We start from the raw sequence: 12,018 nt of genomic DNA on the forward strand, positions 1-12,018 counted from the left end.
ATAAATACATTCTGAATAAGTATCTATACTCAAAATAGTTGGAGTTGCAGCTCCAAATATGAAGAATAGAATGGATTGAAATCTAGAATGGATATAGTAAAACTGGTTTGGCCGCCAAAAGAGAAATGTCGCATGGATGCGACATTTTTCGTTTCTGGCTTATATGAAAAATCAACTCCGTGATTATGAAGGCTTGCTCAGATTGGCGGCTCTTAACAGGGTTAGCTGACATCCAATACGTAAAGTCGGATTAAATATTAATCAACTTTGAAAACGTTTTTGGACAAAAATGAGTTTTGAAAAATTAAACATAAGAAATGTTGTAAATAACTACTGGTATGGCAAGCAGCCACATTTGACATACAGAAAGACTCGATACCCCATAAGCAGTGGCATTTTGATCACAGCGCCCGGCAGAAACGATTCAGGCAGGTACTCTATTAGAACAGATCCTACAATTTGCTTGCATAGAGAAGAAGCACTTGGTTTGTTCAACAATTATATTCAGGAAATGGAATCTGGCAGTAAGTAATATGCCTCGCCACCTTTAACAGAGTTGAGCTTTCTTTACTTCAGAACAGTGAATAATTTATCTAATTCTGATACTTCTCCAGCTTGTTGTAGAGCGTTTTTACGCTTATTCCTAAATCCTCTGATGTTTCTTTTTTGTTGCCTTCATTTTCTTCAAGAGTGTTCATCTCTAATCGTATCGTCCGCTCTGAGGGTGCGATACAAGTTATGCATTGGTCTTTGATGAGCCGACTAACATATCAAACTGGTCTAAGTCACTTGTGGATATTTTTCCCCTCTTCCTGCTTTTCTTCCGCATTTTTTGTGAATAATACTGAGTGAGTATTTTAAATGATAGATAAAAATCGGGCAATATTATTATGGTGTATCACTAATTCGGACGAGGTAAATATTTATATTTTTTACAAATACTCCTTGTAAATTATTCACTTTCCATCATTGAAAATATTAAGACTATTTTTGCTTTTTATTTAAATCCTTTAAATTCAATCACTTGAATTTTTGGCATATGGTTTGCTTTAGTGATAATACAAGTACAAAAAAGGAGATAAATGATGAAAAATTTTGCAAGTAAAATTCTACTAACAACGGTTATTGCTACTTCTTCTTCTTCTGCAGCGGTTGCAGATAGCATGTGGAAAGAAGATACGCTAGATGCTTGGATTGATGGTAAAGCAGAAACGACACTATTACTTAATTCTAATTTGAACTCTTTTGATATTAACACTTATGTTAAAGACCAGGTTGTAACTTTAACGGGCTCAGTTGAAAACCAGACAGAAAAAGCCCTTGCCGAAGAATTAGTATTAAGTTTTGATGATGTTAAGTCGGTGAAGAATGAACTTACGGTCATCGATAATGAAAAAGATAAAAATAAAGAATCAACACAGGTCTTAACGGATACCAAAATAACGACCATTGTTAAGACTCGACTATTAATGAATACGGGAGTCAGTGGTACTGATATTGAAGTGGAAACTAAAGAAAACACTGTGGTATTAAAGGGTTCAGTGACGTCAGATACGGAACATGACCTTGCGCTATCTATTGCTCGTAATACATCCGATGTTGATAAGGTCATTGATAAACTTGAAGTAATTCAATAATAAATTTACCAACAGATATAAGAGAGATCATTATGCTTCGCTGGACTTTAATATTTTTTATTCTTGCCATCATAGCAGCTTTATTTGGATTTGGTGGTATAGCAGGCGCTGCGGCAACAGTAGCTAAAGTTATGTTTTATATATTTGCTATTTCGCTGCTTGTATCGATGGTAATGAGTTTAGTTAACAAAGATAAGAGTTAGGAGTTTTTATGAATATAAGCACAGTTATTTTCCGTTTCCTATTGGCAACAGGTTTTGCTTTTACGCTTTCCGCATGTAGTGACGACGGCCCCTTAGAAAAAGCTGGTGAAAGCGCTGATGAAGCGGTAGAGGAAGCTCAAAATCAGATAGAGGACGGCTGTGAGAACGTGAAAGAGCAACTTGGTACGGAAGATCCGGACTGCTAAAAAGGCATTAACTCACGAATTAAATCATCTGATCCTCATAAAAAGAATTGAAGCAGGAGCTAGATATGAAAAACATATTTGATGTGCTTAAAGACAGCCATGAGAAGCAACGGCTTTTGATGGATGCGATACTCCAAACATCAGGAGATACTCAGGCTAGGCAAGAGTTCTACTCCAATCTTAAAGAAGAATTAACTAAGCATGCGGTCGCGGAAGAGCGACACTTCTACGCACCTTTAATAGAGAGTGATCAATCCGTTGATATGACTAGGCACGGTATTGCTGAACACCACGGTATTGATAAGGTGCTTGCTCAGCTCGATGACACCGAAATGTCCTCACCAACTTGGCTCACACTGATGAAGACACTTAAACACAAAGTAGAGCATCATTTAGAAGAAGAAGAGCAGCATTTCTTTCAAACGGCTGGCAAAGTTTTAGACTCAGATCAGAAAGAAACTTTGGCTCTAAAATATGAGCAAGAGATGGCTTGATTCGAAGTGTCACCTATGTTGGATAGTGAAGCGTAGGTTTTAGTTTAACAACTTGGGCCCATTTATGGGCCCGCTTTTTTATACACAGAGAAATTAAGGCCTCACTATGTTTATCGTTAAGTACTATATACTCATTGCTATCGCTTGTTTTTCTATAGCAGCATTTGTTCCCAATGTATTATTCAGCTTACTATTGGTTTGGTCAGGGCTATCGATGTCTATCGTTAGTGCAGCTTATATCTTCGAGATGCCATCCATATTTAGAAAAAATAATGATGGCAAAATAGCCTGGTGGATCAGGTGGGCGTTTATTCCTTTTTTTCTAGGTATTCGTTTATACAATACTTGGGCTATAAAAAGAGATAAAGTCGATCCCATACAGCAGGTGGGAGAAGGTTTATATGTTTCTCGACGTCTACTCCCCTCCGATTTGTCATTTCTACAATCTCAAAACATAACGTGTATTGTTGATGTCACCGCAGAATTTTCGGGTTTAGAGAGTGCGATGACCAGCGAAGAGTTTCATTACCTCAATACCCCGGTACTTGACCATCAAGCCCCTAAGTTACGCAAGCTTAAACATGCCCTTAATTGGATAGATACTCAGATAAGCCAATCAAGGTCCGTAGTTGTTCATTGTGCACTTGGCCGTGGTCGCTCTGTGTTTGTGGTTGCAGCATACCTGTTAGCGAAAAATCCATCTCTGAGCGTGGAGCAAGTGCTCAAAAATATCAATGATGTACGAAGCACTGCACAGTTGAACAAAAAGCAACTAAAGATGCTGAATGCTATCAGTGATAAGGGGCTGCTCAATCTTGAAGACAAATGCTGCCTAATTGCTAACCCTGTTGCAGGTGGAGGCAAATGGCAAATGAGTGAGCAGCAGGTTATTCGAGAGCTTACCCAAAAGTTCAATTTAGACATAGTGACCACCAGTAAAGAAGTATCAGCGGAATCTCTAGCCGAACAAGCAAAGGATCGAAATACTTCTCATATCATCGTCTCTGGCGGAGACGGCACCGTCAGCGAGGTGGCAAGACAAATCGTGGGGACAGGCACGGCACTCGGGGTTATCCCATTGGGTACGGCAAATGCTTTATGCCATGTGCTCTATGGTTTTGCGACAAAAGTATCACCGGTTGAAAAGGCCTGCGAGGCTATTCTATCTGGCAAGTCTAAAAAAATGGATTTGGCGTACTGTAACGACCAGCCAATACTGCTTATTCTTGGTATTGGGTTTGAAGAGAAGATGATTGATTACGCTCATCGTGAACAGAAAAATAAAAATGGCCAACTTGCTTACTTGTCGGGTTTATTTTCTGCGGTTGTAGCAGGAGAAAGCCAGTGGTTTAAAGTCACTAAGGATGGGGGGCCAACACGAGAAGCTGAATTACAAAGCTTAGTGGTTGCCAACACGTCGCCTTTTAGCACGGTCCTTGCCCAAGGGGGGAAAGAGCCAAGACCTGATGATGGTCAATTGCATATTACCTATTTAGAAAATACCGCTTCGCTTGGAGAAAGAACGTTAGCGCTGTCTGATGTGTTGCTTTCAAGCTTAGGCCTCAAAGAACAAGTCTCATTTTTTGACTATGAGCCTGCAAAGCAAGTCAAAATAGACTCAAATCGACCGATCCACTATGTCATTGATGGAGAAAAGTTCTCCGCTGAATCACTTGAGATAAGCATCAAAAGCCAAGCTTTATCCGTTTGCATTCCATAGTCACTGATCACAAGACCAATCATGAATGAAGGACATCACCATGGAGATGAATCTCTCTTTCGACATTGAGAAGTTTAACCATTTAATTGAGCAAAAGCTGGAGCATTGGCTTGTTGAAACCATCAAGTTGATTCCTAATCTTATTGTTGCGCTCTTTACGTTGTTTGCTTTTATCTTTATCGCCAACCTAGGCGGTCGATTATTTAGGAACTTGAGCAACCGAGTCGTAGATTCAAAGGAAGCAACCAACTTATTAGCATCGATTGTTAAAGTGATCATTATAACCGTCGGTTTTTTTGTCGCTTTAGACTTTGTTGGATTGCAAGGTACGGTTACATCACTCCTAGCAGGGGCGGGTATTTTGGGGCTTGCTATTGGTTTTGCTTTTCAAGATATGACCGAAAACCTGATTTCAGGGATCACGATGAGTATCCGCAAGCCATTTAAAATAGGCGATATTGTCGAATCCAACAGCGTTATGGGGCAAGTTATTCAAATTAATTTGCGCAATACTCTTGTAGAGACGTTTTCAGGTCAGCACGTCATGATTCCAAATAAAATGGTTTTTCGTAACATATTGACGAACTACAGCCGAAAAGGTCTCAGAAAAATAGAAATTCCTGTCGGTATCTCATACGCGGACTGTCCTAATTTAGCGACCAAAGTAATAATAGAAGCTATTAATCAAAAACCTTATGTGAGCAACCACGAAGACACAGCGGTTCATGCTGCTAGTTTCGCCGATAGTAGCATCAATTTGTTGGTATGGTTTTGGATTGATTACCCTGGCGACTTTGGTTACATGGAAGCACAAAATGACAGCATTGTAGCGATTAAGGAATCACTGTCGGATGCTGGTATCACGATTCCGTTTCCTATCCGAACACTGGACTTTGAGGCGAAAGGAGGAGAAAGCCTATCAAGCATAGTAACGAATAATGTCGCTAAGATGTAATTGTTCATGAGCACACGTCACACGGCCTCTTATGATGCTGGCGGTGTTTGCTTGTCATTGTTAACCTCAGTTTGAGCCAAGCCATTGCCATCACCCTGATTTTCAGTACTTGTGATGTTAAGCGATGGCTTTTCTGGTTTTCGGCAGTACTCAATCCATTCGAAGAAGTAAGATAGGCATGAAACCATGCAAATACCTGTGTTGTGAACGCATTATCTGAGGGTACTTTGCAATGAGTATCCATGATAAACCCTTTGGGCAACATAGCCTATCCCAAACGACTAATAGCTTCGTTTTCATGCTCTCACCTTAACTGGTAATTAGAGTCATCACATTTATTTTAAAATTTCACTAAATAATAGGTGGTTTCGAATCGAGTTTAGAAAAATCTATGTTTATTATTTTTTTGAAAAAGTTACATAACAACAAGAATATTTTTCACGATGTGTATTTACCTTAATATTAAAATGTTTTTATAAGGTAATAAATAGATTAATTTTTGTTCCTTTATCGATATTCAACCGGATTTTGTTAATGTTATGTTAGTTTTAGTATGCTTTTAGTGGTTTTTAAAGTTGGCATTTCTTTTGCTCTATATAAATCGATATTTGAATGGAACTTATATTAGGAGAACGAAATGAAAAGCAATGTTGTTACTTTGATTAGCCTTTTTACTTTAACAACCTTTAATACTCTTTCACACGCTGCGGACTCCAACGAGCATGGTGTTTATGTGGGTGCCAACTATGGTTATTTGAAAGTTGATGGGCAAGATGACTTTGATGATGACAGCGATGCTACTCAAGGTTTAGTCGGTTATCGTTTTAACCCTTACTTAGCGTTAGAGGGGGGGTATATTGATTTTGGTAGCTATGGTAATAATTTAGCTAATACCGAAACAGACGGCTATACCGCTGCTCTAAAAGTTATAGCTCCTATTGCTAAGCGTGTTGATCTTTACGCAAAAGGTGGTCAAATGTGGTACACGACAGACTACAATATTGCGGACTTCAGGGGCAGTAAAGACGACGAAGGTGTATTCGCTGGCGCCGGTGTGGGTTTCAAAATGACAGATCAATTCTTAATCAATGCTGAATATATGTGGTACGACGTAGAACTCAATGCAGAGAATGTTACGAATGGTGCAAGCACAGAAACAGATTTTAACCAAGTATCGTTAGGTGTGGAATATCGATTCTAATGCGGTTCATAAGACTGAGTTTAATAAAGTGGTGTTAGGATCTGGATGTGTTTTATAGCAGGGTGGGCTATTTCTAAGCTAATCAAATAAGCCTGAATGATGCACGAAGAGGAAAGTTATTATGATCTATTGACAAAGAGAGGCGCAGTTAGCTTTTAAGGCTCAATCCGTACCACTTTGAAGGATGAAAATTTCATGCTTAAAATACTAAAACGAAAAGCCAAAGACTTGATTGAGTCTCAAAATATGTTGAGTGGTGTTTTCACTGCCTCTCTTCTTGAATCTACGATTGTACCTATTCCATTGGAAGTATTGCTTATTCCGTTGTTGCAAAAACGACGCGATAAGCTTTGGCAAGTTGCACTTATGGCGACTCTAGGCTGTGTTGTCGGCGCACTGTTGGGGTATGCGTTTGGTTACTATATTTTCGAACTACTACGTGACTGGGTAGTCACTCATTGGGTAACAGAGCAAAAATTAGATACTGCCATGCTACGGATAAGAACCGAGGGTTTCTGGTTTGTCATGACCTTGGGCATCGCACCCATTCCTTTCCAAATTGCTATGTTGGCAGCAGGAGCTACTCATTTTTCACTCCCTTTATTTCTACTCGCTACAGGCTTATCTCGTGCCATTAGGTACTTTGGTATCGCGTTGGTAGTATATATTGCTGGGAACAAAGCAGAAGAACTGATAAAAAAATATCAATTTGCAACATTAGGCCTTATAACGTTGGTATTAATAGTCGCTTGGTACCTAAGTATGAATGGTAGATAGTTTACTGGTGTTCATTGAAGGTTCGATTACTCGCATTAGCTTTCTTTTGTGAACCTTTCGAGTATTTACCACTCCAGTTAACTAGATTATTAGTTAACAACATGGATGAACAGCATTGCTTGCGCAGAAACTCCCCCCCAAAAGCCAAACTTCAAGGACTCTTATAATTGGAGAATAAGTTTATCGACTTAACGAGTAAATCTGAGCAAGATTATTGATACTCTTTTAAATAGCTCATCGTGATCCTTATTTAAAGTGATGGTAACGCTATAACGTTGTTTGGAAGCTGTAACTTTGGAAACCTAAGCTTCAAACTCATAGCTTAAAAATAGTGTGAAATCGTCAGGTAGCGAGTTCTGATGTGTTCAATCAATAACTTAATCTTGTTTGGCGGCTGGCGAGTAAATGGGTACACCGCATAAATACCCAGCTTTTTACCGACTAAGTCAGGGAAGATATCCACCAGCTGGCCGTTGCGAATATCGTGATACACCAAACAACGCGGTACATACGCGATACCGTGACCACCCAAGGCTGCTTTGCGTAAAGCGGTCGCGTTGTCTGTCGAGAAAGAGCCCGAGACACGCACGATGTACTTATCGTTATCGGTGAAACCGTCTTTACTATGCAAAAATTGCCATTCACTGGCACCCGTTGTTTGGTAAGCGTACTGCAAGCAATTGTGCTCAACTAACTCTTTGGGCAGCATAGGCTTACCGTTTTTTGCTATATAAGATGGGGAAGCACACACCACCCATTGTGAATCCAATATATGACGTGCAATGAGGCTGGAATCTTCCAAATAACCGGTTCGAATCACCAAGTCGAGGCCATCCTCGACCAAATCAACAAATCGATTATTAAGAGACATGTCGACAGTTAAACCTGGGTGCATATTACAAAATTCAGCAACAGCGTCTGCGAGAATCAAATCTCCGGAGATAGTAGGCACTGACATCTTGATGTGGCCACTGACATTTTCACCAAAGCCTGAAACAGCATCCATAGCCTCTTGAGCCGCCTGCTTCACATTTTTGGCGCTATGTAACATAGCCTTACCCGCCTCGGTAAGCGTTAATTTACGTGTTGTTCGATATAACAATTGCACGCCAATCTCTTCTTCCAAACGCGCAATTCTCTTACTAACTACCGAATTTGTAAGGTTATTTTGCTCTGCCACCTTACTAAAGCTACCCAGCTCCACTACCTGTGAAAACAGGATCAAATCATCTGCTCGCATCTGATTATGCCAATTTTGGAATTAATTATTTTCATTATTTCCCTATATCAATAAAAAATAAAGGGGTAGATTCACGCCAAATTAACAAAACAATTACAAAAACAGCTTTTGCAATCGGATCGATTAAAAATAAAGACACTCTAATTACAACAATTGAATCTACAGGGTTCAAATTACACCTACAAAACTAATGACGTGTTATTCACTTCAAACATGAACGTTTGAAAAACAAGTACGAGGAAGTACCCATGAGTGAAACTCTACTGGCTCTATTGGCCTTTTCACCAATAGTTGTTGCAGCTATTCTGCTGGTTGGCCTGAATTGGCCTGCGAAAAAAGCGATGCCAGTGGCATTTGCATTGACCGTTGCTATCGCCTTATTAAGTTGGGATATGTCTGGCACTCGCGTGCTGGCTTCCGTATTCCAAGGCTTCGGCATTACGGTGTCGGTTCTCTGGATTGTGTTTGGCGCTATCTTCTTATTAAACACTTTGAAACACACCGGAGCTATCACCACCATTCGCAACGGATTTACTGACATATCAGCAGACCGTCGTGTTCAGGCAATCATCATTGCTTGGTGTTTTGGTTCATTCATTGAGGGCGCATCTGGCTTCGGCACACCGGCTGCCATCGCTGCACCACTATTGGTTGCTATCGGCTTCCCAGCGCTGGCTGCGGTATTGATGGGTATGATGATCCAATCTACACCGGTATCGTTCGGCGCGGTTGGTACACCTATCATCGTTGGTGTGAACAAAGGTTTGGATACGCACAACATCGGTGAAAGCCTAATTGCCAATGGTTCAACATGGGATGCTTACCTACAACAGATCACATCAAGTGTGGCGATCATCCACGCCTGCGTTGGTGTGATGATTCCTGTGCTTATGGCAATGATGCTGACTCGCTTCTTCGGTAAGAACAAAAGTTGGACTGAAGGTTTAGATATTCTACCGTTCGCACTGTTCGCAGGGGCTGCTTTCACCATTCCTTACGCACTCACTGGTGTCTTCCTCGGTGCTGAGTTCCCATCACTAATTGGTGGTTTGGTTGGCCTTGCGGTTGTAGTAACGGCAGCGAAACGTGGCTTCCTTGTTCCAAAGTCAAAGTGGGATTTCGAAAGCGAAGACAAATGGCCTGCTGAATGGCTAGGTTCTTTGAAAATCGACCTTGATGACAACAATCAAAGCCATAAGAAAATGAGTATGGCGATGGCGTGGGCACCTTATGTACTGCTCGCTGTCACTCTGGTTGCTAGCCGTGTGAGCCCTGAGTTCAAAGGCCTGCTTAAGAGCGTTAGCCTTTCTTTCAGTAACATCCTTGGCGAAACCGGCGTAAGCACAGCGATTCAGCCTCTATATCTACCTGGCGGTATCTTAGTATTCGTAGCATTAGTTGCAGTTCTAATACAGTCACGCAGCGCAGCACCTTTAGTAAAAGCCTTTGGTGAATCAAGTAAAACCCTGATTGGTGCAGGCTTTGTGCTGGTGTTCACTATCCCGATGGTACGTATCTTCATTAACTCTGGCGTGAACGGTGCTGATTTGGCAAGTATGCCAGTAACCACTGCGAATTTCGCGGCTGACTTAGTGGGCGGAGCATTCCCCGCGCTGAGTGCAACAGTTGGTGCTTTAGGTGCATTCATTGCAGGTTCGAACACAGTATCGAACATGATGTTCAGCCAATTTCAGTTCGAAGTCGCGCAAACTCTGAATATATCTAGCGTTGTAGTTGTCTCCCTGCAAGCCGTGGGTGCCGCCGCCGGTAACATGATTGCGATTCACAACGTGGTCGCCGCATCGGCAACGGTTGGTCTACTAGGGCGTGAAGGTGCAACACTGCGTAAAACAATTATCCCAACGTTCTACTACTTAGTAATGAGTGGAATCATCGGCCTCGTAGTTATCTACGGATTCAAAATGACAGACGTGCTTATGTAAACCATAAGTCGTTACTAAAGCACTTGGCGTTAGTACCCAATTCCCCCGACTGCAACACCGTCTCATAAGACAGTTGATGAGTTTCGGAATGGACACTAGAACACATCAACCCTTCGGGTATTAACGCCATTTTATAAAGAAAACATGCAGCCCAAGCTAAGCTCTCATAGAAGGGCAACATCCCAAGAATTTAGGACTGAAATTATGATCATATCCGCATCGACTGATTACCGCGCCGCAGCAAAAGCGAAACTGCCTCCGTTTCTTTTCCACTACATTGATGGCGGCTCTTACGGAGAGCATACCCTACGCCGTAACACGGCTGACCTTGCTGAGATTGCGCTCAAGCAGCGTGTCCTCAATGACATGTCGGAACTAAATTTAGAAACCGAGTTGTTTGGTGAAAAGCTAGCGATGCCGATTGCCTTAGCGCCGGTTGGCCTAACGGGCATGTACGCACGACGTGGTGAAGTACAAGCAGCAAAAGCCGCCGATAACAAAGGCATTCCTTTTACGATGTCGACCGTGTCGGTGTGCCCGATTGAAGAAGTGGCACCTAAGATTGAACGCCCAATGTGGTTTCAACTTTACGTGCTAAAAGACCGTGGCTTCATGAAGAACGTTCTTGAACGCGCAAAAGCAGCAGGCGTAACCACACTAGTCTTCACGGTTGATATGCCCGTACCGGGTGCTCGCTACCGTGACATGCACTCAGGAATGAGCGGACCAAATGCAGCGATGCGTCGTGTATTTCAATCGATGCGTCATCCTAGTTGGGCTGTTGATGTTGGTTTGTTGGGTAAACCACACGATCTTGGCAATATCTCTACTTACCGCGGTTCTCCAACCAAACTTGAAGACTACATCGGTTGGTTGGGTGACAACTTCGACCCGTCGATTTCATGGAAAGACCTAGAGTGGATCCGTGATTTCTGGGACGGCCCAATGGTCATCAAAGGCATTCTTGATGAAGAAGATGCAAAAGATGCAGTGAGATTTGGTGCAGACGGCATTGTGGTTTCAAACCATGGCGGCCGTCAGCTTGATGGTGTTCTATCGAGTGCCAAAGCCTTGCCTGCAATTGCAGATGCAGTAAAAGGGGACACTAAGATTTTGGTCGACTCTGGTATTCGTACTGGCTTAGATGTGGTTCGCATGATGGCGATGGGCGCAGACTGCACCTTGCTTGGTCGCTCTTTCGTCTACGCGTTAGCAGCGCAAGGACAAGCAGGAGTGGAGAACCTACTCGACCTTTACGACAAAGAGATGCGCGTTGCGATGACTCTAACTGGCGCCAAGACAATCAAAGACTTAACCCGTGATTCTCTGGTGGGGCTAGATTAAACCTCAACGACTTAGGTTCGGATTCGGACTAATGCTTTGGTCTACTTCGACTGAAGTTCAATCGGTGTCACAGCAATTACACTGCCGTTGTGACACCGTTTAAGCACTGGAAAATAAATAAAAAGCTAGGGCGTGTTGATCTTTCGAGCTGATTTTTGCAGCGAGTTGCTGGGTATTTATACAAGGCAGAGGCGTCGATGTGTAGCTAGCCTACATGAGAAGCCGATAACGTAGTAGAAATGGCCAGCAAACGCTGCCCGAAGGGTTCGGCTAAAAGCGTTTTACTCTTTGTTGAGGG

General features: G+C 42.1%; 12 protein-coding genes and 1 pseudogene. 10 read left to right on the top strand and 3 right to left on the bottom strand.

Annotation, left to right across the window (positions count from 1 at the left end):
* Window positions 1–593 precede the first annotated feature (593 nt).
* Window positions 594–698, bottom strand: a pseudogene (locus ACED48_RS09875) (helix-turn-helix domain-containing protein); the annotation flags it as partial.
* A gap of 387 nt (window positions 699–1,085) precedes the next feature.
* Between ACED48_RS09875 and ACED48_RS09880 the strand changes: the two are divergent.
* From ACED48_RS09880 to ACED48_RS09905, 6 genes are all read left to right on the top strand, one after another.
* Window positions 1,086–1,637 (top strand): BON domain-containing protein, encoded by a 552-nt coding sequence (locus ACED48_RS09880; protein WP_017054941.1) that lies wholly within the window; start codon window positions 1,086–1,088, stop codon window positions 1,635–1,637.
* A 32-nt stretch (window positions 1,638–1,669) separates the two neighbouring features.
* On the top strand, window positions 1,670–1,840 hold the full coding sequence (locus tag ACED48_RS09885) for a DUF1328 domain-containing protein (RefSeq protein WP_017054942.1): 171 nt from the start codon (window positions 1,670–1,672) through the stop codon (window positions 1,838–1,840).
* A gap of 8 nt (window positions 1,841–1,848) precedes the next feature.
* Window positions 1,849–2,046, top strand: a complete 198-nt coding sequence (locus ACED48_RS09890; RefSeq protein WP_017054943.1) for a hypothetical protein — start codon at window positions 1,849–1,851, stop codon at window positions 2,044–2,046.
* A 65-nt stretch (window positions 2,047–2,111) separates the two neighbouring features.
* Window positions 2,112–2,540, top strand: a complete 429-nt coding sequence (locus ACED48_RS09895) for a hemerythrin domain-containing protein (RefSeq protein WP_017054944.1) — start codon at window positions 2,112–2,114, stop codon at window positions 2,538–2,540.
* A 106-nt stretch (window positions 2,541–2,646) separates the two neighbouring features.
* Entirely contained in the window at window positions 2,647–4,260 is a 1,614-nt protein-coding gene (locus ACED48_RS09900) for a diacylglycerol kinase family protein (protein WP_017054945.1), read from the top strand.
* 40 nt (window positions 4,261–4,300) lie between these two features.
* The gene (locus ACED48_RS09905) at window positions 4,301–5,215 is read left to right on the top strand and encodes a mechanosensitive ion channel family protein (protein WP_017054946.1); all 915 of its coding nucleotides are present in this window, start codon (window positions 4,301–4,303) and stop codon (window positions 5,213–5,215) included.
* A gap of 29 nt (window positions 5,216–5,244) precedes the next feature.
* Here the strand turns inward: ACED48_RS09905 and ACED48_RS09910 are convergent, their stop codons facing one another.
* Window positions 5,245–5,403, bottom strand: coding sequence for a hypothetical protein (locus ACED48_RS09910; RefSeq protein ID WP_017054947.1), 159 nt, complete (start codon window positions 5,401–5,403; stop codon window positions 5,245–5,247).
* A 449-nt stretch (window positions 5,404–5,852) separates the two neighbouring features.
* Between ACED48_RS09910 and ACED48_RS09915 the strand changes: the two genes are divergently transcribed.
* Window positions 5,853–6,416, top strand: a complete 564-nt coding sequence (locus tag ACED48_RS09915; protein WP_017054948.1) for a porin family protein — start codon at window positions 5,853–5,855, stop codon at window positions 6,414–6,416.
* Window positions 6,417–6,611: 195 nt separating this feature from the next.
* Window positions 6,612–7,193 (top strand): YqaA family protein, encoded by a 582-nt coding sequence (locus tag ACED48_RS09920; protein WP_017054949.1) that lies wholly within the window; start codon window positions 6,612–6,614, stop codon window positions 7,191–7,193.
* 322 nt (window positions 7,194–7,515) lie between these two features.
* Here the strand turns inward: ACED48_RS09920 and ACED48_RS09925 are convergent, their stop codons facing one another.
* The gene (locus ACED48_RS09925; RefSeq protein ID WP_017054950.1) at window positions 7,516–8,433 is read right to left on the bottom strand and encodes a LysR family transcriptional regulator; all 918 of its coding nucleotides are present in this window, start codon (window positions 8,431–8,433) and stop codon (window positions 7,516–7,518) included.
* 248 nt (window positions 8,434–8,681) lie between these two features.
* On the opposite strand from ACED48_RS09925, the gene ACED48_RS09930 reads away from it, so the two are divergent.
* Window positions 8,682–10,376 (top strand): L-lactate permease, encoded by a 1,695-nt coding sequence (locus ACED48_RS09930; protein ID WP_017054951.1) that lies wholly within the window; start codon window positions 8,682–8,684, stop codon window positions 10,374–10,376.
* Between the two features lie 204 nt (window positions 10,377–10,580).
* Complete coding sequence (gene lldD / locus ACED48_RS09935; RefSeq protein ID WP_017054952.1) at window positions 10,581–11,720, top strand: FMN-dependent L-lactate dehydrogenase LldD; 1,140 nt, start codon at window positions 10,581–10,583, stop codon at window positions 11,718–11,720.
* Window positions 11,721–12,018: the final 298 nt, after the last annotated feature.

This window comes from Vibrio sp. 5S239 (assembly GCF_041439575.1).
Taxonomy (GTDB): Bacteria; Pseudomonadota; Gammaproteobacteria; order Enterobacterales; family Vibrionaceae; genus Vibrio; species Vibrio kanaloae.

Bases quoted from the DNA above. Each gene is read 5' to 3' on its own strand.
- ACED48_RS09915 (WP_017054948.1), top strand. From the start codon at position 5,853: ATGAAAAGCAATGTTGTTACTTTGATTAGCCTTTTTACTTTAACAACC.
- ACED48_RS09885 (WP_017054942.1), top strand. From the start codon at position 1,670: ATGCTTCGCTGGACTTTAATATTTTTTATTCTTGCCATCATAGCAGCT.
- ACED48_RS09930 (WP_017054951.1), top strand. From the start codon at position 8,682: ATGAGTGAAACTCTACTGGCTCTATTGGCCTTTTCACCAATAGTTGTT.
- ACED48_RS09925 (WP_017054950.1), bottom strand. From the start codon at position 8,433: ATGCGAGCAGATGATTTGATCCTGTTTTCACAGGTAGTGGAGCTGGGT.
- ACED48_RS09900 (WP_017054945.1), top strand. From the start codon at position 2,647: ATGTTTATCGTTAAGTACTATATACTCATTGCTATCGCTTGTTTTTCT.
- ACED48_RS09880 (WP_017054941.1), top strand. From the start codon at position 1,086: ATGAAAAATTTTGCAAGTAAAATTCTACTAACAACGGTTATTGCTACT.
- ACED48_RS09910 (WP_017054947.1), bottom strand. From the start codon at position 5,403: ATGGTTTCATGCCTATCTTACTTCTTCGAATGGATTGAGTACTGCCGA.
- ACED48_RS09905 (WP_017054946.1), top strand. From the start codon at position 4,301: ATGGAGATGAATCTCTCTTTCGACATTGAGAAGTTTAACCATTTAATT.
- ACED48_RS09895 (WP_017054944.1), top strand. From the start codon at position 2,112: ATGAAAAACATATTTGATGTGCTTAAAGACAGCCATGAGAAGCAACGG.
- lldD (WP_017054952.1), top strand. From the start codon at position 10,581: ATGATCATATCCGCATCGACTGATTACCGCGCCGCAGCAAAAGCGAAA.
- ACED48_RS09890 (WP_017054943.1), top strand. From the start codon at position 1,849: ATGAATATAAGCACAGTTATTTTCCGTTTCCTATTGGCAACAGGTTTT.
- ACED48_RS09920 (WP_017054949.1), top strand. From the start codon at position 6,612: ATGCTTAAAATACTAAAACGAAAAGCCAAAGACTTGATTGAGTCTCAA.